The sequence below is a fragment of the Enterobacter sp. T1-1 genome, from assembly GCF_000710795.1.
GTDB classification, from domain to species: Bacteria; Pseudomonadota; Gammaproteobacteria; order Enterobacterales; family Enterobacteriaceae; genus Enterobacter; species Enterobacter cloacae.
Genome location: NZ_JALW01000051.1, coordinates 20662 through 45858, shown reverse-complemented (window position 1 = coordinate 45858; position 25197 = coordinate 20662). Strand labels below are relative to the sequence as shown.

The 25197-nt window shown below is 55.4% G+C and carries 20 protein-coding genes; 12 read left to right on the top strand and 8 right to left on the bottom strand.

Going from position 1 to position 25197, the window contains the following annotated elements; genetic code table 11:
* Together AK59_RS0116800 and AK59_RS0116795 are read right to left on the bottom strand one after the other, a co-directional pair.
* On the bottom strand, positions 1 to 987 hold the full coding sequence (locus AK59_RS0116800) for an MBL fold metallo-hydrolase (RefSeq protein WP_029883308.1): 987 nt from the start codon (positions 985 to 987) through the stop codon (positions 1 to 3).
* A 142-nt stretch (positions 988 to 1129) separates the two neighbouring features.
* The gene (locus AK59_RS0116795; protein ID WP_029883307.1) at positions 1130 to 1870 is read right to left on the bottom strand and encodes a 5'-nucleotidase, lipoprotein e(P4) family; all 741 of its coding nucleotides are present in this window, start codon (positions 1868 to 1870) and stop codon (positions 1130 to 1132) included.
* Positions 1871 to 2032: 162 nt separating this feature from the next.
* Between AK59_RS0116795 and treZ the strand changes: the two genes are divergently transcribed.
* From treZ to glgX, 3 genes are read left to right on the top strand one after another with little or no spacing between them, the layout of a single operon-like run.
* Positions 2033 to 3817 (top strand): malto-oligosyltrehalose trehalohydrolase, encoded by a 1785-nt coding sequence (gene treZ, locus AK59_RS0116790; protein ID WP_013096569.1) that lies wholly within the window; start codon positions 2033 to 2035, stop codon positions 3815 to 3817.
* On the top strand, positions 3814 to 6282 hold the full coding sequence (gene treY, locus AK59_RS0116785) for a malto-oligosyltrehalose synthase (RefSeq protein ID WP_029883306.1): 2469 nt from the start codon (positions 3814 to 3816) through the stop codon (positions 6280 to 6282). The genes treZ and treY overlap by 4 nt, the downstream gene beginning before the upstream one ends.
* Positions 6283 to 6297: 15 nt before the next feature.
* Positions 6298 to 8373, top strand: a complete 2076-nt coding sequence (gene glgX / locus AK59_RS0116780; protein WP_029883305.1) for a glycogen debranching protein GlgX — start codon at positions 6298 to 6300, stop codon at positions 8371 to 8373.
* A gap of 2 nt (positions 8374 to 8375) precedes the next feature.
* Here glgX and AK59_RS0116775 read toward each other — a convergent pair whose 3' ends face one another.
* On the bottom strand, positions 8376 to 8924 hold the full coding sequence (locus AK59_RS0116775) for a winged helix DNA-binding protein (protein WP_013096572.1): 549 nt from the start codon (positions 8922 to 8924) through the stop codon (positions 8376 to 8378).
* Between the two features lie 215 nt (positions 8925 to 9139).
* On the opposite strand from AK59_RS0116775, the gene AK59_RS0116770 reads away from it, so the two are divergent.
* Genes AK59_RS0116770 through AK59_RS0116760 form a run of 3 tightly spaced genes read left to right on the top strand, consistent with a single transcriptional unit; the run spans position 9140 to position 11864 of the window.
* Positions 9140 to 9862: a DUF969 domain-containing protein gene (locus tag AK59_RS0116770; protein ID WP_023619610.1), complete on the top strand. Its 723-nt coding sequence runs from the start codon at positions 9140 to 9142 to the stop codon at positions 9860 to 9862.
* A complete protein-coding gene (locus tag AK59_RS0116765) occupies positions 9859 to 10845 on the top strand; it encodes a DUF979 domain-containing protein (protein ID WP_013096574.1) in 987 nt (328 codons plus the stop codon). The genes AK59_RS0116770 and AK59_RS0116765 overlap by 4 nt, the downstream gene beginning before the upstream one ends.
* Before the next feature lie 23 nt (positions 10846 to 10868).
* On the top strand, positions 10869 to 11864 hold the full coding sequence (locus tag AK59_RS0116760) for a DUF2891 domain-containing protein (RefSeq protein WP_029883304.1): 996 nt from the start codon (positions 10869 to 10871) through the stop codon (positions 11862 to 11864).
* 36 nt (positions 11865 to 11900) lie between these two features.
* On the opposite strand, the gene AK59_RS0116755 is transcribed toward AK59_RS0116760, so the two are convergent.
* Complete coding sequence (locus tag AK59_RS0116755) at positions 11901 to 13310, bottom strand: MFS transporter (RefSeq protein ID WP_029883303.1); 1410 nt, start codon at positions 13308 to 13310, stop codon at positions 11901 to 11903.
* Between the two features lie 117 nt (positions 13311 to 13427).
* On the opposite strand from AK59_RS0116755, the gene AK59_RS0116750 reads away from it, so the two are divergent.
* Positions 13428 to 14339 carry a LysR family transcriptional regulator gene (locus AK59_RS0116750; RefSeq protein ID WP_029883302.1) on the top strand — a complete coding sequence of 304 codons (912 nt, stop codon included), beginning with the start codon at positions 13428 to 13430 and terminating at the stop codon, positions 14337 to 14339.
* Here AK59_RS0116750 and AK59_RS0116745 read toward each other — a convergent pair.
* A complete protein-coding gene (locus AK59_RS0116745; RefSeq protein ID WP_029883301.1) occupies positions 14307 to 15764 on the bottom strand; it encodes a Cu(+)/Ag(+) sensor histidine kinase in 1458 nt (485 codons plus the stop codon). The genes AK59_RS0116750 and AK59_RS0116745 overlap by 33 nt on opposite strands.
* Complete coding sequence (locus AK59_RS0116740; RefSeq protein WP_029883300.1) at positions 15754 to 16437, bottom strand: copper/silver response regulator transcription factor; 684 nt, start codon at positions 16435 to 16437, stop codon at positions 15754 to 15756. The genes AK59_RS0116745 and AK59_RS0116740 overlap by 11 nt, the downstream gene beginning before the upstream one ends.
* A 162-nt stretch (positions 16438 to 16599) precedes the next feature.
* Here AK59_RS0116740 and AK59_RS0116735 point away from each other — a divergent pair, with 162 nt between their 5' ends.
* From AK59_RS0116735 to silA, 4 genes are read left to right on the top strand one after another with little or no spacing between them, the layout of a single operon-like run.
* Positions 16600 to 17985, top strand: coding sequence for an efflux transporter outer membrane subunit (locus AK59_RS0116735; protein ID WP_029883299.1), 1386 nt, complete (start codon positions 16600 to 16602; stop codon positions 17983 to 17985).
* Positions 17986 to 18012: 27 nt separating this feature from the next.
* Positions 18013 to 18354 (top strand): cation efflux system protein CusF, encoded by a 342-nt coding sequence (gene cusF / locus AK59_RS0116730; RefSeq protein ID WP_029883298.1) that lies wholly within the window; start codon positions 18013 to 18015, stop codon positions 18352 to 18354.
* Between the two features lie 11 nt (positions 18355 to 18365).
* Positions 18366 to 19607, top strand: a complete 1242-nt coding sequence (locus AK59_RS0116725; RefSeq protein ID WP_029883297.1) for an efflux RND transporter periplasmic adaptor subunit — start codon at positions 18366 to 18368, stop codon at positions 19605 to 19607.
* A gap of 10 nt (positions 19608 to 19617) precedes the next feature.
* Positions 19618 to 22758 (top strand): Cu(+)/Ag(+) efflux RND transporter permease subunit SilA, encoded by a 3141-nt coding sequence (gene silA / locus AK59_RS0116720; protein ID WP_029883296.1) that lies wholly within the window; start codon positions 19618 to 19620, stop codon positions 22756 to 22758.
* A 28-nt stretch (positions 22759 to 22786) separates the two neighbouring features.
* On the opposite strand, the gene AK59_RS0116715 is transcribed toward silA, so the two are convergent.
* Positions 22787 to 23362, bottom strand: a complete 576-nt coding sequence (locus AK59_RS0116715) for a hypothetical protein (protein ID WP_029883295.1) — start codon at positions 23360 to 23362, stop codon at positions 22787 to 22789.
* Between the two features lie 611 nt (positions 23363 to 23973).
* Between AK59_RS0116715 and AK59_RS0116705 the strand changes: the two genes are divergently transcribed.
* Positions 23974 to 24285, top strand: coding sequence for a hypothetical protein (locus AK59_RS0116705; protein WP_029883294.1), 312 nt, complete (start codon positions 23974 to 23976; stop codon positions 24283 to 24285).
* On the opposite strand, the gene AK59_RS0116700 is transcribed toward AK59_RS0116705, so the two are convergent.
* On the bottom strand, positions 24282 to 25082 hold the full coding sequence (locus AK59_RS0116700; protein ID WP_029883293.1) for a DUF4225 domain-containing protein: 801 nt from the start codon (positions 25080 to 25082) through the stop codon (positions 24282 to 24284). The two genes, AK59_RS0116705 and AK59_RS0116700, sit on opposite strands and share 4 nt — an antisense overlap.
* Between the last annotated feature and the right edge of the window lie 115 nt (positions 25083 to 25197).

Here is a 25197-nt window from a genome sequence, read left to right as displayed (position 1 = left end):
TTATTTAGCTGTGCTGGCGTCCCGGTTGGTATAGGTAACGGGAACCCAGGCATAGCCCGCGCGTTCGCCTTTGGTGACATAACCGATACCGGGGAACGGCAGGTGTGGCGCGGCAACCAGATCTCTGTTTTTGACAAAGTCGTCAAAGGCCTGCTTGCGCACACGGGCTGCTCCGTCCTGATCTTCATCGTAGGCGATGGTCACATCAGGCTGCGGGAACTGTACCGCAGCGACGTGGATAATGTCGCCCACGAAGGTAATTTTCTCGCCTTTACTTTCCAGCGTATAGAAGGCCGAACCCGGTGTATGGCCGGGGTGAACCGTTCCGGTAATACCCGGCAGCAGCGCTGATGTACCGGTAAACGGCACCACTTTGCCGGCATCAAGATAGGGTTTTAAGGTCTTCTGTGCCACGTCAAAGTAGTTCTGATCGTAACCGGTTTTTTTCTGATTCTCTTCATTGAAGAAAAAGTCGATATCCGGTTTCCCCACGAACACGCGGGCGTTGGTAAATACCGCCTTACCGTCCTTTATCAGGCCACCGGAATGATCGGAATGCGCGTGCGTCAGTAAGATTTCCGTGATGTCCTGCGGTTTGATCCCCTGCGTTGCCAGGCTCTCGATTAAACGCCCGCCGTTGCCCGGACCAAAAAGCTGGCCTGAACCGGTATCGACCAGAATTTTGTGTCCCGGCAGCGCAATCAGAAAGGCGTTAATGGAGACCTCAACCGGGTTCGCCTGGAAATTTTTCGCCAGTAACGCATCGGTTTTTTGCTCTGTGGTCCGGCGCAATAGCGTGTGCAGATCCTGCGCGACGCTGCCGTCCGTAAACGACGTAACCAGCACGTCGCCCACCTGAACGCTGTAGCCGCCCGCCGGTTGTTTCACCACGTGCTGAGGCGTCTCTGCCAGGGAGTGCAGCGCAGGGTAAAAGAGCAGTGAACTGGTGATAAGCGTAGAGAGGGCAAGTTTCTTGACAGTAAGCATGATGATCTCCTTTAGTAAGTCCTCATCTTACTTATGCATCAAAATTTAAGAACCCGCTCAACAGTGATAGGACCTATAAATGGGATGGATAGCTCAGTGGGTTGGCCAGGCAACGGCAATGCCATGCCCGGCGGGCAGATTGTTACGGCTTCCAGCTGTCCGGCGTGGCTTTAGACCATGAGCCATAAGCGGCATTAGGCAGCACAATCCAGTCATTGCCAAAATGCTCTGCGCTTGCCTCAACCAGCTCGCGCTGCTGCTCACTCGGTTTTTTGTTTTTAAACTGCACGGCGAAATCCGGCAGGCTGTCGCCAAACAACATAATGATCTGCCGCTTTTTAAGGATGCTCTGGCGGCGCTCTTCTTTACTCACCGTATCCAGAAGCACGCTGTCGTCCGAGGCCTGCGGCAGGCCAAGGGATTTTAACGTGTTGATGGTATCTGCTTTATTTTCCTGCATGCGGTCAGAGACGTAGTAGATACGCACCTTGCTTTGATTCACATGCTCAAGAAACGCCTTCGCGCCGGGGATCAGGCCGGGTTTTCCCTGTTTTTCCCAGTCGCTCCAGGTATCCCATTGGGTGTAGTCATGGCACTGTTCCATGTCGCGCACCAGCAGCGGGGTGTTGTCGAGCACGGTTTCATCCAGATCCATGACCACCGCGTAATTTTCTGGCGTTTTCAGATCTTTCACTTTCTCGTCAAAACGGCCGGTGGCAAAACGGTACGTCTGCAGCTGAAGCGCCATGATTTCAGCTGACTTCTGCTGGTAGCGCAGCGCCATTTCGTAAGCTTTTGGTTCACACAGTTCATTATTTGCCGCGGTAGCGGTTGCGCTCAACATCGGTACTGCCACCAGTAATGCCTTAGCTATTGAATTCATTATTGTTTCCTTAACACCCTTGTCAAAATGACGAAAGCGTAATGAATTTAAGTGACAGAAAAATGACGGTTGCACGTTGGGGCTCTGTTGAAACGTGCTTTCGATCCTGAACTAAGCTTGTACTTCATTCCGCGTAAAATGTGGGTCATTCGAGGACAATGAATGGAATTCAGGACATTTCAAAAGCAGTGGGGTGCTGAGTTTATTTCCGGTGACGTTGTACGTTTTCGCGTCTGGGCTGAGGGACAACAACAACTTACGCTACGTCTGGCAGAACGCGATCTGCCCATGACGGCGGTCGGTAACGGCTGGTTCCAGATTGACGTACCTGGCGTGACGCATGGCACCGAGTATCAGTTCGTTTTACAGGACGGCATGGCGGTACCTGACCCCGCATCGCGGGCGCAGAAAGGGGACGTTAATGGCCCCTCCGTGGTGATTGACCCCGGCCGCTATCAGCCCATCAACCCAGACTGGGCAGGGCGACCGTGGGAAGAGACGGTGATTTACGAACTGCATATTGGCACCTTTACACCGCAGGGCACCTTCCGGGCGGCTATCGACAAGCTGCCGTATCTGGCTGAACTCGGCATCACCCAGCTTGAAGTTATGCCGGTTTCACAGTTCGGCGGCAGCCGCGGCTGGGGCTATGACGGCGTATTGCTGTATGCCCCGCACTCCGCCTACGGCACGCCGGAGGATTTTCACGCGTTCATCGATGCGGCGCACGGCCTGGGCCTTTCTGTCGTGCTGGATATCGTACTCAACCATTTCGGCCCGGAAGGAAACTACTTACCCTTGCTGTCACCCGCGTTTTTTGATGCGCAGAGAATGACGCCGTGGGGTAACGGTATCGCCTATGAACGGGAGCCGGTCAGACACTACATTCTGGACGCGCCCCTGTTCTGGCTGACTGAATACCGTCTGGATGGCTTACGGTTTGATGCCATCGACCAGATTAAAGATACGGCGTCGAAACATATTCTTCAGCAGATCGCGGAAACGATCCGCGAAGCGCTCCCGGATCGTCATATCCATCTCACCACCGAGGACAGCCGTAACGTGATTTTCCTGCATCCTCGGGATGAGAAGGGAGCCACGCCGCTGTTTACCGCCGAGTGGAATGATGACTTCCACAACGCCGCCCACGTCTTTGCCACCGGCGAAACGCATGCCTACTATCAGGATTTTGCCTTCGAACCTGAGAAAAAATTCGCCAGAGCGCTCGCAGAAGGGTTTGTCTATCAGGGTGAGGTCTCTTTGCAGACCGGACACTCACGCGGGGTGGAATGCCACACCCAGCCGCCGACCTTCTTTGTCGATTTTATTCAAAACCACGATCAAACCGGTAACCGCGCTCAGGGCGAACGGCTTATTACCCTGGCGGGCGCGGATAAAACCCGCGTTCTGCTCGCCGCGCTGCTGCTGTCACCCCATATCCCGCTGCTGTTTATGGGCGAAGAGTATGGCGAAACCAACCCGTTCCTGTTCTTTACGGATTTTCATGGCGATCTGGCGAAAGCCGTGCGGGAAGGGCGGGCAAAAGAGTTTACCGGCCACAGCGGACACGATGGCGATGTACCGGATCCGAATGACGAGCAGACTTTTGCCCGCTCAAAACTGGACTGGCACAACGTGACGACTGCGCAGGGTAAATCCTGGCTGCGCTTCACGCGAAGCCTGCTGGTCCTGCGGCATCGCTATCTTGTGCCGTTACTTCGCCCTGGCGGCACCGTTGAGGGCAAAATCGTTAAGACCGCTCCCGGTATGGTGGCGGTGAGCTGGTCTTTCCCGACGGGTACATTGTCGCTGGCGCTGAATATCGGTAATAAGCCCGTTGACGTTCCTGCGCTGGCAGGCGAAACGCTCTTTAGCTGGCCGGAGGCCGCTGAGGTGTTAGCGCCGAACAGCATTGTCGTTCGTTTTGCAGATGGAGACGCATCATGATCCCTTGTGCCACATACCGAATACAGTTCCGCAATGGCATGACCTTTGACCGCGTGGTGGAGCTGGTGCCATACCTTAAAGACCTCGGGATCAGCCATCTCTATGCCTCACCGATATTTACCGCCACCACCGGTTCAACCCACGGTTATGACGTTACCGATCCTAACGAAATCGATCCTGCCATTGGCGGGCGCGCCGGTTTCGACCGCATGACGGCGGCACTCAGGCAGGCGGGAATGGGGCTCATTCTGGACATCGTCCCTAACCATATGTCGACCTCGCTGCAAAACCGCTGGTGGCGGGACGTTATCGCGTTTGGTCAGCAAAGCCGTTACGCGCACTATTTTGATATCGACTGGTCGCGCCCGCTGACGCTGCCGTTCCTTGGCGACACCTTTGAGGCCGAGCTGGAGAAGGGGGCAATTACTCTGAAACGTGACAGTGTCACCGATGAGGCCGCGCTGGTCTACTATGACACAGCCTATCCGCTTAACCCCGGAACATGGGCTGCGGAGAAAAGCATCGAGGCGATCCACGAGGCGCAGAGCTGGCGGCTGATGTCCTGGCGGGAAGCGCCGAAACAGCTCTCATGGCGGCGCTTTTTTGAAATTACCGGCCTGGTGGGCGTCAGAGTGGAAGACGAGGGGGTGTTTCAGGATACGCATCGCCTGATCCTCGAGCTCGTGCATACCGGCATTGTCGACGGGTTGCGCATTGACCATATCGACGGGCTGGCCGACCCGCTGGGTTACCTGCAGCGGTTACGGCAGGCTACCGGTCCCGACTGTTATATCACGGTGGAAAAAATTCTCGCCAAAGGGGAACAACTGCCTGTGGAATGGCCGGTATCCGGCACCACCGGATATGAGTTTATCGCCTCGCTGGCCGAAGTGCTGGTCGACGATAATAACCTCGGGCGGCTGGAAAAAATCCACGACGAGACGCTGGGCGTAACGGTCGATCGCCATGCGGAACTTCGCAACGCTAAAGGGCTGATGACCGATCGCAATTTTGAGGGTGAATTCACAACGCTGCTTAACATTGCCACCGACCTTGCCCGATGCAACGACATTGACGTGCCGCAGGACGACATACGCTACACGCTGCGCGAACTGCTGATTGCGTTTCCGGTCTACCGCACCTACGGCACCGCCGACGGGTTAACCGCCCCGGATGTCGCGCTGTTGAACCGCGTTGTCGCCAGCGTCGACGCACCGGAACCGGCGTTAAGCCTGTTGGTGAGGATCCTCACCGGCGACCTGGACGCCAGCAGCCGCGATGCGGCCTCGCTGTTCAGAACCCGCTTCCAGCAGCTTACCGGGCCGCTGATGGCGAAATCGGTGGAAGATACGCTCTTTTTCCGCCATAACCTCGAGCTCGCCCTGAACGAAGTGGGGGCCGATCCCACCCCGCGCGCATTCTCGTTATCCCGCTTTCACCAGGAGATGCGCATCCGTCTGGCCCGTCAGCCCGATGCGCTGCTGGGGACCTCCACGCACGACACCAAGCGCGGGGAAGACGCGCGGGCGCGCCTCTACACCCTGACGGAAGCCCCGGAACAGTGGGGTGAAAATCTGGCGCGCTGGCGGCAGATGAACCAGACCCAGGTGCGTTTTCTCAATGACGGTACCGCGCCAAACGCGGCCGATACCTGGATGATCTACCAGGCGCTGGCGGGCGTCTGGCCTGCAACGTTGTCGCCTGACGATAGTGAAGGGCTGAAGTCTCTCGTAGCGCGTTTCCTCGGGTTTATTGAGAAAGCCCTGCGCGAGGCCAAACAGCGTACCGACTGGATCGACAGCAATGAGAGCTATGAGAGCGTGGTGCTGAATTACGTCCGGCACTTGCTGTCCCCTGAGAACACGCTGTTCCTGCATGATTTCTCGTCCTCCCTGCAACCTTTTATCCGCGCCGGGCTGATGAACAGCCTGAGCCAGACGGTGATCAAACTGACGGCGCCGGGCGTACCAGACATCTATCAGGGAAGCGAGGCGCTTAATTTTAGCCTGGTCGACCCGGATAACCGGCTGGAGCCGGATTTCGCCACGCTGAGGCAAAACCTGAGCAGCGCCGACGCAAAGCTCTTTGCCGACGAACAACAGTGGCGAAACGGCAGGGTGAAGCAGTATGTCACCGCCACGCTGTTACGCGTCCGGCAGCACTATTTATCGCTCTTCCAGTACGGCGACTGGCTGCCGCTGAAGGTCAGCGGCGAGCGCGAGGAAAACCTGATTGTCTATGCGCGCGTGAAGGACGGGGAGGCGCTGATTGTTGCCGTACCGCGTCTGGTTTTTGCTAGCCCCACAAACGAAACGCTGTGGGCCAACACTTCGGTCGTCATCCCCGAAGAGCTTTCCGGGAAACGCTACCGGGATCTGTTTACCGCTGAACGTCGGGCGCTGCGGGAGACGCTGGATTTAACGTCTGAAACAGGAAGTTTGTTAGTTCTGCTTACCTGCGAATAATCGTGGAGAACGAAAATGGCAAAGGAAAATACGTTTGACATACGGGCCGGTCATGGCCAGCAGCTGGGTGCAAATTATGACGGGAAAGGGGTTAACTTCGCGCTTTTTTCTGCTCACGCCGAGCGGGTGGAGCTCTGTCTGTTTGACCCCTCCGGTAAAACGGAAATCGCCCGTCTGGAGCTGCCGGAATATACCCACGAGATCTGGCACGGCTATGTGCCCGACCTCCAGCCCGGCGCGCTGTATGGCTATCGCGTCTACGGGCCTTATGATCCGGAAAACGGGCATCGCTTTAACCCGCATAAGTTGCTCATCGATCCCTATGCCCGTGAACTGGTGGGCGATATCGACTGGAATGATGCCCATTTTGGCTACGAACTGGGTCATGATGCGCTGGATCTGAGCTTTGATACGCGGGACAGCGCGCCGTTCACCCCAAAATGCAGGGTCATCGATCCGAATGCGTTTGACTGGCAGGACCATCAGCGGCCAGCGATCCCCTGGCCGCATACCGTGGTCTATGAGAGCCATGTGAAAGGCTTTACCCAGCTCAACCCGGCGATACCGCCCGAGCTGCGCGGCACCTTTGAAGGCATGGGGCATAAAGCCTCGGTCGATTACATCAAAAGTCTGGGTATCACCGCCGTCGAGCTGCTGCCGGTTCACTGGTTCCCGGACGATCAGCACCTGCTGGACCGCGGCCTGAAGAATTTCTGGGGCTATAACACGCTGGGCTTTTTTGCGCCCGCGTCACGCTATTACGGCCCGGCGGGGATCCAGGGTTTTCGCGATATGGTCCGCGCCTACCATGACGCGGGTATCGAGGTGATTCTGGACGTGGTCTATAACCACACGGCAGAGGGCAATGAGCTTGGCCCGACGCTCTCGTTCAAGGGTATCGATAACTACAGCTATTACCGCACCTTGCCGGATCAGCATCGCTATTACATCAATGACACCGGCACGGGGAATACGGTGAACACCTCACACCCGCGTGTGCTGCAGATGATCATGGATTCGCTGCGCTACTGGGCGGAATCGATGCATATCGACGGTTTTCGCTTCGATCTGGGCACGATACTGGGGCGCGAGCCAGAAGGGTTCGATCCGCGCGGTGGCTTCTTTGATGCCATGACCCAGGATCCGGTTTTATCAAAACTCAAGCTCATCGGTGAGCCCTGGGATATCGGCCCCGGCGGCTATCAGGTGGGCGGCTTCCCGCCCGGCTGGGGCGAGTGGAACGACAAATATCGCGATACCGTTCGTGAATACTGGCGGGGCGATAACGTTCCCACTGATTTTGCCGCCCGCCTGCTGGGCTCGGGCGATCTCTATGATTTACGCGGGCGTCGCCCGTGGGCCAGCGTCAACTTTATTACCGCGCATGACGGCTTCACGCTGAACGATCTGGTGTCGTACAACGAGAAACACAACGCCGATAATGGTGAAGAGAACAACGACGGGCATAACGATAACCGCGCGTATAACTATGGCGAGGAAGGCCCGACCGAGAACCCCGACATTATTGCCACCCGTGAACGGCAGAAACGGAACTTCCTCACCACGCTGTTGTTCTCCCACGGTACACCGATGCTGCTGGCCGGGGATGAGTTTGGCCGGACGCAAAAAGGGAACAACAACGGCTATTGCCAGGACAGCGAGATCTCCTGGATCAACTGGAAAGGGTTGTCAGAAAACGACGTCGCGCTGCGCGAGTTTACCCGGCACCTGATTGCGCTTCGCGCGAAACAGCCGCTGCTGCGCCGGGAGAGCTGGCGAGACGGTCTTGAGATCCGCTGGTTTAACGCCGGAGGAGGACCGCAGCAGTCTGAGCAATGGGAGGAAGGCTCGACAATCGGCGTCTCCATCAGCCGGCCCGATCTCATCCAGGAGGAGGGGATCTGGCACGACGTGCTGATGCTGTTCAACCCGTTCGAAGGCGCCGTGTCGTTCCAGATCCCGCAGTTTGGTGAAGGAGGCTGGGTGCTGGAACTCTCCACGGCGGGGGAAGTTGCCACGGGCGAGGTCATCACCCGGACCGTGGATTACGAACTGGCGGGGCGCAGTATTACTCTCTTCAGACGCCCGTGATGTCAAAGTGATGCCGCCGCCCGTGCGGCGGTGTCATACAGGGATGAAATGGTGCGCAGCAGCTGGGCGGTGTCACCGATAGCGGCACCCGAAATCCCGCTTTCGGCATGTATGTTGATCAGACACGCTTCGCGCACATCCCGGTATTTCATGCACAGTGCTTTTCCCGCCTCGGTGGTGGAGAAGAAAAGCTCTTTTCCTGCCTTTTCACTGGTGACGTAGCCCGCCTTGACCAGCTTTTTCAACGCGTAGGTCACCACGTGGGTGTCTTCCACGTTGAGCACAAAACAGATATCGGCCAGCTTCTTCTTGCGATTGCGGTGATTCACATGATGCAAAAGCGAGACGTCAAAGGCCCCCATATCCGGCTCACCGGCCGCGGTCATGCAGCGCACCATCCATTTATTGAACGCGTTACTGGTCATGATCAGCGCGTACTCCAGCTCCGATAGCTCCGCGCAGCGCTCGGAAACCAGATGGCGGGAGGAGACGATCCGGCCGTCGTTAATGTCGTCGTGATTCATTGATGCAGCACTTTTCTTCAGGGTCATAACGTTCCTTACGGGAGTGTGGCTGTTGCCCGGAAATGTAAACTCATCGATAAAATAAGAACATTTTATTGATAAATTGTTTACATGTTTTTGCGGTTCAGATATAGCTTTTTAACGCAGGTTTTCGAAGCCTGACGGAAAACACAACATCGCTCGCCGCAAATTAAAAAAATAGCCGTCGGCGCGCAACGCTCACTTTGGATAGGGTAACGTTTATGGACGGTTCTACACTGTTGCCGCTTATCGGGATCCCGGTGGTGGTTATTGGTTTTGCCCTGCGCTTCAACCCGCTACTGGTGGTCGTGGTAGCGGGGCTGGCGACGGGTCTGCTGGTTGGGATGGATTTCGGCATGCTGCTGGAAACCTTCGGCGAGAAGTTCGTCAACAGCCGCTCTCTGGCTACATTCATTCTGATCCTGCCGGTTATTGGTCTGCTGGAATATTACGGTCTAAAAGAGCGCGCACAGGCGTGGGTGGCGAAGATCGCCAGCGCCACTTCGGCGCGTATTCTGATGATCTATTTTGTCGCCCGCGAGGGGACGGCCGCGCTGGGGCTGATGTCGCTGGGCGGTCATGCCCAGACGGTGCGTCCGCTGCTGGCACCGATGGCCGAAGGGGCGGCGCTGAACGAATACGGCGAACTGCCCCAGCATATTCGCGACAAAATCAAAGCCCATGCCGCCGCGTGCGACAATATCGCGGTGTTCTTTGGCGAGGATATCTTTATCGCCTTCGGGGCGGTGCTGCTGATCGACGCTTTCCTGAAGGAGAACGGTATTCAGGGTATTGAACCGCTGCATATCGGCCTGTGGGCGATCCCGACGGCGATTGCGGCATTGATTATTCATATGACGCGTCTGCTGAGGCTGGATGCCAGCATCCGCCGTGACGTGATGGCGTGGAAAGCCGGGCAGGGAACGCAGGAGATCGCGCCATGATGACACTGCTCACCATTAATCGCGTGTACTACCTGATTGGCTTCGTCGTGATGTTGCTGGTGGTCATGACCCTGCGCGATCGCGCCAACCCCAAACGTTTTACCACTGCGCTGTTCTGGTTTCTGTTCGGTGGGATCTTCCTGTTCGGTGACCTGATGGTGCAGGAGCTGGGCCGCTCGCTGGCGTACCGGATCATTGGCGGAGCCGTGATTGTAATTGCCCTTCTGGCAGGCTTTGGGCTGGTCGGTAAAGGACAGTACAAAATGGCCAGTGAGCCTGAGCGTATTGCCTCATCAAACCGGCTGAAAAACTGGCTGTTTTTACCGGCCCTGATGATCCCGGTAGTGACGGTTATCGGCACGCTGTTCCTGAAAGGGGTGTCGATTGGCGGGGTTTACCTGCTCGATCAAAAACAGCTCACGCTGGCGGCGCTGTGCGTGGCCTGTGTGGCGGCCATCCTTACCGGCTGGTGGCTGACAAAAGGTACGCCGCTGCATGCCGTCCGTCAGTCTCGCCGCCTGGTGGATACCATTGGCTGGGCGGTGATCCTGCCGCAGATGCTGGCCATGCTGGGCGGGGTTTTTGTGGTGGCCAATACCGGCAACTCCGTGCAGAAGGTGGTCAGCCTGTTTGTGAATCCGGACAGCCGCTTTATGCTGGTGGTGATTTACTGCGTCGGCATGGCGCTGTTCACCATGATCATGGGTAATGCCTTTGCGGCCTTCCCGGTGCTCAGCGCCGGTATCGCCTTACCGTTTCTGATCCACGTGCATCACGGTAATCCGGCACCGCTGCTGGCGATTGGTATGTACGCTGGCTATTGCGGCACGCTGATGACGCCGATGGCGGCGAACTTCAACATTGTTCCCGCCGCGTTACTGGAGCTGAAAGACAAATATCAGGTCATTAAGATCCAGATCCCGACCGCGTTAACCCTGCTGGTGGTCAACGTGTTCTTAATGTACTTCCTCGTGTTTCGCTAAGCGTGGCAACCTAAGGAGCTGTGATGGAATTAACGCAACACCAGGCTGATGCTTTTGCCAGAATGCCTTTGACCTATCTGCGCCAGGAATACCCGAACCACATTATGCATCTGCTCAATGATGACGGGGACGTCCTGCCGCCGCGCGAACTGCATCCCATTTTTTATGGCTGTTTTGACTGGCACTCGGCGGTACACGGCTACTGGCTGCTGCTGCGCTGCCTGCGCCTCTACCCGGAACTGTCGTGCCGGGATGACATTATCACGCTGTTTGCCGACCATCTCACGCCAGAAAACGTGGCGCAGGAGCTGGCCTATTTCAACGCGCCGTTCCGCGCCTCGTTCGAGCGTCCGTATGGTTACGGCTGGCTGCTGGCACTGGCCCAGGAGCTGAAACAGTCATCGCTGCCGCAGGCGGCAGGCTGGTATCAGACGCTTGCGCCGTTAACGCAGGACATTCGCAACCGTCTGGTGGATTACCTCAGTAAGCTGACGTACCCGATCCGGGTTGGCACGCATTACAACACCGCGTTTGCCCTCGCGCTGGGGATCGATTACGCCCGGGCGGTGGAAGATAACGCGCTGGAGAGTGCCATTCTGGAGGCGGCGACGCGGTTTTATCTCGCGGATACCCAGTATCCGGCTCACTATGAACCGGGTGGTGATGAGTATGTGTCCGGCGCGCTGACAGAGGCTCTGCTGATGAGCAAGGTCGCGGAGAATTTCCCGGCCTGGTTCGAGGCGTTTCTGCCGAATATCGGGGCTGTTTCAGCGCTGATGAACCCGGCAGAAGTGAGCGACCGTACCGACCCCAAAATTGCGCATCTGGACGGATTAAACCTCAGCCGCGCCTGGTGCATGAAGCATATTGCCAGTGCGCTGCCGGAGGATCATCCGGCGCAGCAGGCGCTGCGTGATGCGGTGGCAAAACACCTGAAGGCGAGCGTCGGGCATGTTGTCGGCAGCCACTACAGCGGTGGGCACTGGCTGGCGAGTTTTGCGCTGCTGGCGCTGGAGTAAATATGGGGGCAGCGTCGCAGGACGCTGCCCTGGCATTTATGCCGTAGCCTGTCGCGCGCGACGCAGTCGGCTAACGCTAAATAATACTGACGCAGTTGACGCGATCACCGCGATCCACAGCGCAATATGAACGGCACCGCCATCCAGCATTTGATGATCTGACCCTGCGGTCGCAGCCAGCAAAACTCCCACCACGGCGGCACCGAGACACTGGCCGAACGTTCTGACGATGGACAACACCCCGGAAGCATAGCTGGCGTACTCCCGGGCAACGTTAGAGAGCATTTCACGGTTATTGGGACTCTGGAAACAGCCAAAGCCGATACCGCACACCAGGCTCCTGAGACAGATATCCCAGGCTGAAGGGCTGGCAGGCAGCGTCGCCAGCAAAATCAACCCAACGACAAAAATCATCAGTCCAAGCGTGGAGATCAACGGGGCGGAGATCGTGTCTGCCCAACGGCCCGCGTGCGGCGCAATGAGTACGATACCTATCGGCCAGGGGGTGAACAGTAAAGCGGAGATCGCCGGGCTATAGCCGTACACGCTCTGAAACAGAAACGGCAGCGCGATAAAGGTAATGCCCTGACTCACAAACGAGGCCAGCGAGGTTAGCGCGGCGAGGGTAAACCGTCCGTTGCTGAATATCACCGGCGGCAGGATGGGGCTCCGGGCGCGGCGGATATGCCAGACAAAAGCGATGAGGCTGACCGTGGCGACAAGTGCCCAGCAAACGGTGCTGATGGCGTGCGCTCTATTCTCTACGCTGTTTGCCGCCATGATCATCGACCCCAGCAGGATCACGGACAACAGGGCACCGGGCACGTCAAACGGGGACCTATCAGAAGCCGTCGCCCGCGGCAGCGCTTTCCAGGCCAGCAGCAGGGCAACGGTGCCGGGAATAATGTTGATCGCGAACAGCCATTGCCAGCTCAGTACGTCGAGTATTGTTCCGCCCAGCACCGGCGCAATAGCGGTGCTGGCGGCGATAAGCAGGGCGTGCAGCCCCAGAATGCGGCCAAGCAGCCGTCCCGGGAATACCGAGCGCAGGATCGCCGGGGCAATACTCAGCGTGGCCGCGCCGCCGATACCCTGCAAAATACGCATCCCGATCAGCATTTCCGGCGTTGTTGCCAGCGCGCAGCCGAGCGAGGTCAGGGTAAACGTAGCCAGTCCTGCCAGAAACACCGGGCGGTAACCCACGCGCGCGGCGAGTGCGGCGAAGATGGCTAACGTCATTGCCGCAGACAGCAGGTAACCGTTGGCGAACCAGACTGCGACGTTCGCGGGCACCTGCATCGCGCTGGCCATTGATGGCAGGGCAATGTTGATCATGGTGCCATCGAAGACGCCCATCAACGTGGTGGTCATCACCGCAGCCATCACCCGGGCGCGTTCATGTCCCGGTAACCCTTCGTCGCCGGGTTGGTTTGAAAAGAGCGTCATCGTGTTATCTCCAGGCAAGAATGTTGATGACGACACTATAGTAATGGGTTATACAGGGCGGAAGACGCAGCATTTGCACTTATACGTTGCATCAAACGCCCTGTATGAGGAGGTTTTGTGACCGTTCCTGATTTCAACTTGCTTGTCGCACTCGACATCCTGCTGGCTGAAGCCAGCGTGGCGGGGGCGGCGCGGCGTCTTAACCTGAGCACCTCAGCCATGAGCCGCACGCTGAGCAGGCTTCGTGAGGTCACCGGCGATCCGATTCTGGTGCGGGCCGGGCGTCAGATGGTGCTGACTCCGTGGGCCGAAGCCACCCGGGATCGCGCCAGAAATGCGCTGCATGAGGCAAGGGCGGTGCTACAGCCTTCAACGGACACCTTCCGGGCAGAAAATCTTGAACGGGTGTTTACTGTCAGAGCCAATGATGGCTTTGTGGTGGCGTTTGGCCCGTTGCTGATTGCGGCCGTTGCGGAAGCGGCGCCGGATGTCTGCATCCGCTTTGCCCCAAAACCGGAGAAAACGTCGCGTTATCTGCGGGAGGGGCTGGTTGACCTGGAAATTGGTGTGCAGAGCAACATGGGGCCCGAAATTCGTCTGCAGCGGCTCTTTGAGGACCGCTTTGTTGGCGCGGTGCGCAAAGGACATCCACTGGCGGTGCTGCCAGCAGTCAGCCTTGAGGATTACGTCGCCTGGGGTCATGTGGTGACCGCGCCAAATGGCTCATCACACGGTTTTGTTGATGATGCCCTGGCCGCGCGGGGGATGAAACGCAAAATCGCCAGCGTGGTGCCCGGTTTTCCGACTGCGTTATCCGTGGCGCTGGCGTCCGATCTGATTGCGATGGTCCCGGCATTGTATCTGCTCAATCAACCGATGAGCGAGAATGTGCACATCTTTGAACTGCCGTTCAACACCCGGACCATTACCGTATCGCAGATGTGGCACCCGCGGATGGAACAGGATCCGGGCCACCGGTGGCTCAGAGAGAAGGTGCTAGCGGTGTGCCATCAGTCGCGGCACCGATAATATAAAACGGGTCGACACAGCATCGGATTCCACACGCACGTTGCCGTGATGCGCGGTGATGATGGATTTCACAATCGCCAGGCCGATCCCGCTGCCTTCGCCTTTTCGCTGTCTGGACGGATCCACCCGGTAAAAGCGGTCGAACAGCCGGGGCAAATGCGCCTCAGGGATCGGCTTGCCGGGGTTGGCAACGATCAGCTCGCACGCGTTTCCCTTTTCGTTTACCAACACGGTCACCGTTTCTCCGTCCGGCGTATAGCGCAGGGCATTGGAGAGCAGGTTATTGATGGCTCTCCGGAACATCTGCGGATCGCCTTCTATCAGGCAGGGCGTGCCGTTAAAACGCAGCGTGATATGGCGTTCTTCCGCCCAGGCCTCGAAGAAATCAAAGACTTTTATCACCTCTGCGCTCAAATCAAAGGTTACCCGGTCAGGGATCAGCTGATTATTATCCGCCTGGGCCAGGAACAGCATATCGCTGACCATTCGGGTCATCCGGTTGTACTCTTCAAGGCTTGAGTACAGCACATCCTCCAGCTCTTTCGGCGAGCGGTTCTGGCTTAACGCAATTTCCGTTTGCGTTACCAGATTGGTGATCGGGGTTCTGATCTCATGGGCGATATCGGCAGAGAAATTTGCCTGACGGGTAAAGACATCCTCAATTTTTTCAATCATGTGGTTAAACGAGATCACCAGCTGCTCCAGCTCAACCGGCACCCGCGACGGCTCAAGCCTCGCATCCAGATTCTCTGAGGTGATATTTTTTATCGCATTGCTGACGTTACGCAGGGGCAGGTGTCCCTGACGTACCGCGATGCGAATGAGCAGAATAATCAGCAGGCTGATCGCCACCGCGATGGCAATCAGGTTCTTTTTCAGCGCCTCGAGGTAGTGAAGATGAAAATTAATGGAGAGGCCGATCAGCATGAGATAGTGTTGTTCTTTTCCCTGCAATGTCGCCGTGCCGGAAGAGGCGATAATCCGGTATGTTTCCGTCTTCATGTCGGACCCGGCGTGCATCGCCTTGCCTGCATCCTCCACCGTCCAGAGAAAGACATCCTGCGCGCGGCGATGGGCGCTGAAATCCGCGGTATTCACCGCTGGCCGGATGGCCTCACCCTGTGAGCTGAAGAGCACATTGCCACGGGGATCGAGCAGCAGGACGGCAACGTTGCGATAGCTGGCCAGCGACTCTTTTATTTTGCTGATTTTCTTTTCATCCGGATCCGCGGGTGACTGCAGTATGCGGTGCATGGCGCGGCTGATTTGTTGCAAATCACTGATATCCTGCTCGGCAAAGTGCTTTTCAACGGAGTGGAGCATAAACCAGGTAAACGCGAAAAAAGCCAGAATGGTGGAGAGGCTGATAAAGAACGTCAGGCGCAGAGCCAGGGAGAAGGGGCGTCTGGCGGGCTTACTCTGCATCCGGAACCTCCAGCATATAGCCCACGCCGCGTACCGTCTGGATCAGCTTCGGTTCATAATCGTTATCGATTTTGGCGCGTAACCGCTTCACCGCGACGTCAATCGCGTTGGTGTCGCTGTCGAAATTCATGTCCCAGACCTGCGCGGCAATCAGCGAGCGGGGCAGCACTTCACCCTGATGGCGAACAAAAAACTCCAGCAGGCTGAACTCCTTGCTGGTGAGCAGAATGCGGTTTCCGGCGCGGTTTACCTTCCTTGATACGAGGTCGATGCTCAGATCTGCCACCGTAAACTGGCTCTCGGCGATCACCGTATTGCCGCGTCGTAACAGCGTTCTGACCCGGGCGAGCAGCTCAGCAAAGGCAAAGGGCTTAACCAGGTAATCATCCGCCCCCAGTTCCAGGCCTTTCACCCGGTGCTCAATGGTGCCGAGAGCCGACAGCAACAGGACCGGCATTCCCTTTCCGGCAGAGCGGAGCATGCGGATGATATCCCAGCCGTTCACATCAGGAAGCATGATATCCAGAATGAGCAGGTCATAATCGGCGGTCATGGCGAGATGGTAGCCGGTCAGGCCGTTGTCAGCGCGGTCCACCACAAACCCCGCTTCCGTAAGCCCTTTGCTGAGGTACTCACCGGTTTTAATTTCGTCTTCAACAATCAATATTTTCATCACGCTTCCCCGACTGGCTGCTCAGCACATTCTATTGCACCCGTGACCGTTAACAATGACTTACGCCATAAATGACAACATTGTCATTATCCTGTCACCCGTCAAACAGGACGCGTTCAGTAGAGTAGCCCTAAAAATACTCTGGAATTCATCTGAACCGCTATGTTCCTGCTAAAACGACTAAGCATCACTACGGTATTTATCCTGACAGGATGCGTCTCGCTGGCCCCTGAATACCAGCGCCCGACGTCACCGGTACCCCAGCAGTTTTCGCTGTCGCGTAACAGCCTGACGCCCGTGGAGGGCATGTATCAGGACACCGGCTGGCGCAACTTCTTCGTCGATCCGCAAATCGCGGGATTGATTACAGAGGCCCTGAAGAACAACCGCGATATAAAAATGGCCGCGCTGAAGGTTGAAGAGGCCCGGGCGCAGTTCAACGTGACGGATGCGGATCGTTATCCTCAACTGAACGCCTCCTCGGGCATCACTTACAGCGGGGGGCTTAAGAGTGACAAACCCACTTCCCAGCAGTACGACGCGGGACTTGCGCTTAGCTACGAACTCGACTTTTTTGGCAAGCTAAAGAACATGAGCGATGCCGACCGACAAAACTTTTTCGCCAGCGAAGAAGCCCGTCGTGCCGTGCATATTTTGCTTATCGCTAATGTATCCCAGAGCTATTTCAACCAGCAGCTGGTCTACAAACAGCTGCGTATCGCGCGGGATACGCTGTCAAATTATCAGCAGTCTTACGCCTTCGTTGAGCAACAGCTGGTGACGGGAAGCACGAACGTGCTGGCGCTGGAACAGGCCCGGGGGCAGATCGAAAGTACCCGGGCAGAAATTGCCAAAAGAGAGGGGGAGCTGGCACAGGCCAATAATGCCCTGCAGCTGGTCCTCGGAACGTATCGCGCGCTACCGGGCGACGGCGGAATGAACGCCAGCGATATTGTGCCGGTACAACTACCACCCCATCTTTCATCGGCAATATTGCTGCAGCGCCCGGATATTATGGAAGCGGAGTATCAGCTTAAAGCGGCCGATGCGAATATTGGCGCGGCGCGCGCTGCCTTTTTCCCGTCCATCTCCCTGACCAGCGGGCTTTCAACGGGCAGCACGGAATTATCTGGCCTCTTCACGTCCGGCAGCGGCATGTGGAATTTTATTCCCAAAATAGACATTCCCATTTTTAATGCGGGCAGGAATAAAGCCAACCTGAAGCTGGCCGAAATTCGCCAGCAGCAGTCGGTTGTAAATTACGAACAAAAAATTCAGTCCGCCTTTAAACAGGTCGCCGACGCGCTCGCACTGCGGGACAGCCTCAGCCAGCAGCTTGCTGCGCAACAGCGGTATCTTGATTCGCTAAACATCACCCTGCAGCGTGCCAGAGGGTTATATACCCGCGGTGCGGTCAGTTATATCGAAGTATTAGACGCGGAACGCGCGCTGTTTTCCACGCAGCAAAACATTCTCGACCTTATTTATGCCCGACAGGTTAATGAAATTAATCTCTTCACCGCGCTGGGCGGCGGTTGGGTCGAATAACCATAATTAACTCAACAGGAAAATAATATGCGTAATTCAATGAAGGCCGTTGTATTCGGTGCGATCTCCATGATGTTTTCTGCCGGCCTGCAGGCCGAGGTTCATCAGCATGCAGAGATGAGTGCTGCCGGCGAAGGGGCCACAGAGCAGGTTGTCTCCGGGACTGGCATCGTGAAGGGCGTTGATCTCACAAACAAAAAGGTAACGATCGCTCATGAAGCCATCCCGGAAATTGGCTGGCCCGCCATGACCATGCGTTTCACCTTTACTGACGCAGACGAAAGTATTAAGGCCGTAAAAGTCGGCAACCGCGTGAAATTTTCTTTTGTGCAGCAGGGCAATATCTCTTTACTCAAGAGCATTAAATAGCGAGACACGGCATGGCATCGTTAAAGGTTAAATATGCTGCAATGATAATCGGCAGCCTTCTTGCGGGAGGGCTGATTGCAGTGACGGCGTGGCAGTATATTTATGCTGCAGAAAAAAAAGAAATTACCCCGCCGGAACGAAAGGTGCTTTTCTGGTATGACCCGATGAAGCCCGACGTTAAATTCGATAAACCCGGTAAATCGCCGTTTATGGATATGGATCTGGTCCCTAAATACGCGGATGAGAATGACGATAAAAACGGTGCCGGTATCCGTATTGATCCGACGCAGGTTCAGAACCTGGGATTAAAAACGCAAAAAGTGACCCGCGGCACGCTGAATTATGCCCAGACCATCCCGGCCAACGTCAGTTATAACGAATATCAGTTTGTGATTGTGCAGGCACGATCCGAAGGCTTTGTGGAGAAAGTGTATCCCCTGACGACAGGCGATCGTGTGAAGAAAGGTACGCCGCTCATCGATATCACCATTCCGGAGTGGGTGGAAGCGCAGAGTGAGTTCCTTCTGTTGTCCGGCACCGGTGGCACGCCCACGCAGCTGAAAGGGGTGCTTGAACGGCTTCGTCTGGCAGGCATGCCGGAAGCGGATATTCAAAGGTTACGCTCGACCCGCACGGTCCAGACCCGGTTTACCATCAAAGCCCCCATTGACGGGGTGATCACCGGCTTTGACCTGCGTACCGGGATGAATATTTCGAAAGATAAGGTTGTGGCACAGATTCAGGGGATGGATCCGGTGTGGATCAGCGCGGCCATACCTGAATCCATCGCGTATCTGCTGAAAGACTCCTCGCAGTTTGACATTTCGGTCCCGGCGTACCCGGATACATCGTTTCACGTTGAAAAATGGAACATTTTGCCAAGCGTCGATCCTGCCACCCGTACGCTGCAGGTTCGCTTGCAGGTTTCCAACAAAGACGAACGGCTCAAGCCGGGCATGAATGCATATCTGAAGCTGAACACCCAAAGCCAGGAGATGCTGTTGATCCCCTCCCAGGCCGTTATCGATACGGGTAAAGAACAGCGGGTCATCACCGTTGACGCGGAAGGGCGGTTTGTGCCGAAGCAGATCCACGTTCTGCACGAATCCCAGCAGCAGTCCGCCGTAGGATCCGGCCTCAACGAAGGGGAGTCGGTGGTGGTTAGCGGTCTGTTCATGATTGATTCCGAAGCCAATATTACCGGTGCGCTGGAGCGTATGCGTCAGCCTGAAAAGAGTCATTCAGGCCATTGAGGAGACGACGATGATTGCATGGATTATCCGGCGTGCTGTCGCCAACCGTTTCCTGGTGATGATGGGGGCGCTGTTTCTTAGCGTCTGGGGAACATGGACCATTATCAATACGCCGGTGGATGCCTTACCCGATCTGTCTGATGTTCAGGTGATTATTAAAACGAGTTACCCCGGCCAGGCACCGCAAATTGTCGAAAACCAGGTGACGTATCCGCTCACCACTACCATGCTGTCGGTGCCGGGTGCGAAGACCGTGCGTGGGTTTTCACAGTTTGGTGATTCCTATGTGTACGTCATTTTTGAAGACGGGACCGATCTCTACTGGGCCCGCTCGCGCGTTCTGGAATATCTCAATCAGGTTCAGGGGAAGCTGCCTGCTGGTGTCAGTTCGGAAATTGGGCCAGACGCTACGGGCGTGGGCTGGATCTTTGAATATGCGCTGGTGGATCGCAGCGGAAAACACGACCTGTCCGAACTGCGTTCCTTGCAGGACTGGTTCCTGAAATTTGAGCTGAAAACCATCCCGAACGTGGCGGAAGTGGCCTCGGTCGGCGGGGTGGTGAAGCAGTATCAGATCCAGGTCAATCCGCTGAAACTGGCGCAATACGGCATCAGTCTGGCTGATGTGAAGCAGGCTCTGGGATCCTCTAATCAGGAAGCAGGGGGCTCATCGGTCGAAATGGCGGAAGCAGAGTATATGGTCCGGGCCAGCGGCTATCTTCAGAGCATTGATGATTTCAATAACATCGTCCTGAAAACCGGCGAGAACGGAGTACCGGTTTATCTGCGTGATGTTGCTCGCGTACAAACCGGGCCTGAAATGCGGCGCGGGATCGCCGAGCTTAACGGGCAGGGAGAGGTCGCGGGCGGCGTGGTGATCCTGCGTTCGGGTAAAAACGCGCGGGAAGTGATTACCGCGGTAAAAGATAAACTGGAGACGCTGAAGGCCAGCCTGCCGGAAGGTGTTGAGATTGTTACCACGTACGATCGCAGCCAGCTGATTGATAGGGCCATTGATAACCTGAGTTATAAACTGCTGGAAGAGTTTATTGTGGTGGCCATCGTCTGCGCGCTGTTTCTCTGGCATGTGCGGTCTGCGCTGGTGGCGATTATCTCTCTGCCGCTAGGCCTGTGTATTGCCTTTATCGTCATGCATTTCCAGGGGCTGAACGCCAATATTATGTCCCTGGGCGGGATCGCCATTGCCGTGGGGGCGATGGTGGATGCCGCCATCGTGATGATTGAAAACGCGCATAAACGGCTTGAGGAGTGGGATCATCAGCACCCTGGCGAGCAGATTGATAACGCGACCCGCTGGAAGGTGATCACCAACGCCTCCGTTGAAGTAGGCCCCGCGCTGTTTATTAGCCTGCTGATCATCACCTTATCGTTCATCCCTATTTTTACCCTCGAAGGTCAGGAAGGGCGTCTGTTTGGTCCGCTGGCCTTTACCAAAACGTACGCCATGGCAGGCGCAGCCGCGCTGGCCATTATCGTCATTCCCATTCTGATGGGCTTCTGGATCCGGGGGAAAATTCCTGCCGAGAGCAGTAACCCGCTGAACCGGCTGCTGATTAAAGCCTATCATCCGCTGCTGCTGCGGGTGCTTCACTGGCCAAAAACAACCCTGCTGGTGGCGGCTTTGTCAATCTTCACGGTTATCTGGCCGCTGAGTCAGATGGGCGGCGAGTTTCTGCCGAAGATCAACGAAGGCGATCTGCTGTATATGCCATCAACACTGCCGGGCGTTTCTCCGGCTGAAGCGGCTGCGCTGTTGCAGACCACGGACAAGCTCATCAAAACCGTTCCTGAAGTGGCGTCTGTGTTTGGCAAGACCGGTAAGGCAGAGACCGCAACGGATCCCGCACCGCTTGAAATGGTGGAAACCACCATTCAACTGAAACCCGAGGATCAGTGGCGACCCGGGATGACGATTGACAAGATTATTGACGAACTCGATAAAACCGTCCGTCTGCCGGGTCTGGCTAACCTCTGGGTGCCGCCGATCCGTAACCGCATCGACATGCTTTCTACCGGGATTAAAAGCCCAATCGGTATCAAGGTGTCAGGCACCGTTCTGTCGGATATCGACGCCACGGCGCAGAGCATTGAAGCGGTCGCCAAAACCGTACCCGGCGTGGTGTCTGCTCTTGCAGAGCGGCTGGAAGGCGGGCGTTACATTGATGTGGATATTAATCGTGAAAAAGCGTCCCGCTTCGGTATGACGGTGGGGGATGTGCAGCTGTTTGTCTCCTCCGCCATTGGTGGCGAGACGGTAGGGGAAACGGTCGAGGGCGTGGCCCGGTACCCGATCAATATCCGTTATCCTCAGGACTACCGGAACAGCCCACAGGCTCTGAAAGAGATGCCGATCCTGACCCCGATGAAGCAGCAAATCACGCTGGGGGATGTGGCGGACATACGTGTCGTTTCCGGCCCGACGATGCTTAAAACGGAAAATGCCCGACCAACCAGCTGGATCTATATTGATGCCCGCGGCAGGGATATGGTGTCGGTGGTCAATGACCTTAAGACGGCCATCAGCCAGAACGTGAAGCTGAGACCGGGAACCAGCGTGTCGTTCTCCGGTCAGTTTGAGCTGCTGGAACATGCCAATAAGAAACTGAAGCTGATGGTGCCGATGACGGTGATGATCATTTTCATTCTGCTGTATCTGGCATTCCGACGCGTTGATGAAGCCTTGCTGATCCTGATGAGTCTGCCGTTCGCTCTGGTCGGGGGGATCTGGTTCCTGTACTGGCAGGGCTTCCATATGTCTGTCGCCACCGGCACCGGGTTTATTGCCCTGGCCGGGGTGGCCGCCGAGTTTGGCGTGGTGATGCTGATGTATCTGCGTCATGCCATCGAAGCGAACCCTGCCTTATCCCGACGGGAGACATTCACCGCACAAGCGTTGGATGAAGCCCTGTACCATGGCGCGGTTCTGCGTGTCCGACCCAAGGCGATGACGGTGGCGGTTATTATTGCGGGTTTGCTGCCCATACTCTGGGGAACCGGAACGGGTTCAGAAGTGATGAGTCGGATCGCCGCGCCGATGATTGGCGGGATGATAACAGCGCCGCTGCTGTCGCTGTTTATCATTCCGGCGGCGTATAAGCTTATCTGGTTGCGCAGGTATAAAAAGCAATAAACAGACCCCCGCCAGAGATGGCGGGGTCTTACGTTTTACGAGTCTGGTGCAAAAGTTTACGCAAGGCACGATTGTGCAGGGTAAAGAGCAGCATCTTATAGAAAGAAGTAGAGTGGATGCAGTAACCGCTGAGCAGCAGCATAAAGATGCTTATCAGCGCCGCGATGAGACTGACGCCCGGAACACTCGCACCGCTTAGCGCAGTCAGCAGATAGACTGTCGTTAACACAAGGCTTATAACCGCCAGCGTAAGATGCATCTGCACGGCACGCATGAGGCCTTTGCCAATCAGAAACATCGTCATGCCATTGATGCCTGAGAACAGCAGGGCGATCAAAACCACCCATATAAATACGCTTTCTTCAGGCAGCCCGAGGGCGGCGCTGACGTTGTAACCCAACCACAGCTGCGGTATCCCAAAACTGACGATCACCCCAAGGGTACTGAGAACAGCTGGAATGCCCATGGTATAGCATCCCGTCGGTGTCCCGATCAGTTCGGCCAGTTCCGCTTTTAACTGTTGCAGTTGTGCAGTATTGGCCTTGCTGATTCTTACCGCCAGGTCGTTACAGTGGTTTAGTCGACGATATAGTGCTTTAATCATTTGTATATAATGACATAAACGTCATCAGCCCGTCATGCGAAAGAGGTTCAGCCATATGAGCTGCGAGCACTGCCGTGAACTCTGTGTTAAGTACGTTATCCGGACGCCCGATCAGTTACGAAAAGCAATTCGTATTGCCAGAAATGCAATCAACGAAGGGATGTTGTCAGAAGTTCTGACAAAGGACGACTGGAATCAGTACAGCTTCAGTGAGTGCGCTGAAAAGATGATATGGGGCGACATTGTCGATTACCACTTTGCATGCAACTTTTGCGGTACCCAGTTCGTCCTGGGGGCAGAAACGTACCATGGAAGTGGAGGGTACTGGTCGCCAGAGTTTGAAAAGCCTTCCGACATCATTGACTGATTATGATGTGAGAGCAGAGGCTGAGGCACAGGACATGATTTAAGGATTTATCGAATTTAACATAATATACATTATGCGCACCAACATTGAATCTGGGAGAATTGAGCTTTTCATGGCCGTCATTTCCTCTGCCTATTCATAGTTGTTGTAAGATCATTTACGCGTTTCCTACAGATCACTATCCACTTGGCTAAATGGTTGATAGTATTCATTACGAGAAGAGATCACCGCTCAGGAAGAAAACATGGCGATAACCGAAGAAAAACTTCTGGCTTCTGGATTTACATCCTCGGACCTGCAGAAGCTGCGTAAGTACATAATTAAAGATGCCCTTTCTCTGGATATGGTCATATCCGACTTGTCCAGACGTTTTAACGCAGCATTGTTGTTGACCATATTGCTTGCTGCTGTTTACCTCGTAGTACTTACCATAGCGTCCAGAGAAAATGTTATATCCACAGGTGTTGCTATGTTGATCGCTTTGTTCATCATTTGGTTTTTCCAGCCACCGCTTCTTTCCTATAAGGCATGGAAATTTAAAAAGAAAATCCGCTAAGAGTTCTTCTCAGTTGCTAACAGATCAAAAATGATTTTTGCTTTGAGTCCATACCCTACAATTTTCATCGTCAACATTGGGCGACTCATTGAACTGACTTTTCTGTAATAATCTTGTGGTACATAGTGAAAAAGTCGCCATGCATCTGGTTTTCTCATTAGCCCAAACACACCATAGATGTTCGCGGCCAGACTGACACCATTATATAAAGCTAACCCTGTATTCCCGCGAAATCCTAAAAACTGAGCCGCCGCGATCGCACCATCAGCAAAAACACCCTGAGAATTTTCCTTTTCTAAAAGCTGATTGTTTATTTCCCTGGAAATCCCGTTCAGACCGTCCATAACTAACGTAGCTCCGGCGAGCATCCCTACAGGTGTCATAGTGCCAAAAAGAGCCACTCCGCCAACGATTTCAAAACCTGATAACACTACACTAACAGCGCTGATTACATATCCGACAATTTCATTATTCTCCTTCACAAATTCAATCTTTGCGTAAATTTGTGCGGCCCTGGTGCGTATTAATCTGTCCTGTTCCAGTAAGTTTGCCGTCTCTGTACGTAATATCTCTGTTGAGTGCGTATAAGATTCAATCGTTTTAAGTCTACGAGCTGCTGCCAACTGCTGAGAGATAAGATCGCGGATTTCTTCCACAAATCTGAGGCGCGTCAGGCCATCCTTGAGGTGTGTTGATGAGATTATATTGGCGATATTCACTAATCTGCGGGCTTCGCGATCAAGCGCCATTTCTGACCACGCTACACTTTTTTGTCCAGGGGGGACGGCGATATACATGGATAATCCTTATCGATGAGCAATTTTTTGTACCGTATCGAACCTGATATCGATATACAAGGGGTGAGTTTGTGAAACGTACAATATGCAACATATATCGAATTTGCTGATTCAG

Excerpts from the sequence above, each read along its gene's own strand:
- AK59_RS0116800 (WP_029883308.1), bottom strand. The coding sequence starts at position 987 with ATGCTTACTGTCAAGAAACTTGCCCTCTCTACGCTTATCACCAGTTCA.
- AK59_RS0116795 (WP_029883307.1), bottom strand. The coding sequence starts at position 1,870 with ATGAATTCAATAGCTAAGGCATTACTGGTGGCAGTACCGATGTTGAGC.
- treZ (WP_013096569.1), top strand. The coding sequence starts at position 2,033 with ATGGAATTCAGGACATTTCAAAAGCAGTGGGGTGCTGAGTTTATTTCC.
- treY (WP_029883306.1), top strand. The coding sequence starts at position 3,814 with ATGATCCCTTGTGCCACATACCGAATACAGTTCCGCAATGGCATGACC.
- glgX (WP_029883305.1), top strand. The coding sequence starts at position 6,298 with ATGGCAAAGGAAAATACGTTTGACATACGGGCCGGTCATGGCCAGCAG.
- AK59_RS0116775 (WP_013096572.1), bottom strand. The coding sequence starts at position 8,924 with ATGACCCTGAAGAAAAGTGCTGCATCAATGAATCACGACGACATTAAC.
- AK59_RS0116770 (WP_023619610.1), top strand. The coding sequence starts at position 9,140 with ATGGACGGTTCTACACTGTTGCCGCTTATCGGGATCCCGGTGGTGGTT.
- AK59_RS0116765 (WP_013096574.1), top strand. The coding sequence starts at position 9,859 with ATGATGACACTGCTCACCATTAATCGCGTGTACTACCTGATTGGCTTC.
- AK59_RS0116760 (WP_029883304.1), top strand. The coding sequence starts at position 10,869 with ATGGAATTAACGCAACACCAGGCTGATGCTTTTGCCAGAATGCCTTTG.
- AK59_RS0116755 (WP_029883303.1), bottom strand. The coding sequence starts at position 13,310 with ATGACGCTCTTTTCAAACCAACCCGGCGACGAAGGGTTACCGGGACAT.
- AK59_RS0116745 (WP_029883301.1), bottom strand. The coding sequence starts at position 15,764 with ATGCAGAGTAAGCCCGCCAGACGCCCCTTCTCCCTGGCTCTGCGCCTG.
- AK59_RS0116740 (WP_029883300.1), bottom strand. The coding sequence starts at position 16,437 with ATGAAAATATTGATTGTTGAAGACGAAATTAAAACCGGTGAGTACCTC.
- AK59_RS0116735 (WP_029883299.1), top strand. The coding sequence starts at position 16,600 with ATGTTCCTGCTAAAACGACTAAGCATCACTACGGTATTTATCCTGACA.
- cusF (WP_029883298.1), top strand. The coding sequence starts at position 18,013 with ATGCGTAATTCAATGAAGGCCGTTGTATTCGGTGCGATCTCCATGATG.
- AK59_RS0116725 (WP_029883297.1), top strand. The coding sequence starts at position 18,366 with ATGGCATCGTTAAAGGTTAAATATGCTGCAATGATAATCGGCAGCCTT.
- silA (WP_029883296.1), top strand. The coding sequence starts at position 19,618 with ATGATTGCATGGATTATCCGGCGTGCTGTCGCCAACCGTTTCCTGGTG.
- AK59_RS0116715 (WP_029883295.1), bottom strand. The coding sequence starts at position 23,362 with ATGATTAAAGCACTATATCGTCGACTAAACCACTGTAACGACCTGGCG.
- AK59_RS0116705 (WP_029883294.1), top strand. The coding sequence starts at position 23,974 with ATGGCGATAACCGAAGAAAAACTTCTGGCTTCTGGATTTACATCCTCG.
- AK59_RS0116700 (WP_029883293.1), bottom strand. The coding sequence starts at position 25,082 with ATGTATATCGCCGTCCCCCCTGGACAAAAAAGTGTAGCGTGGTCAGAA.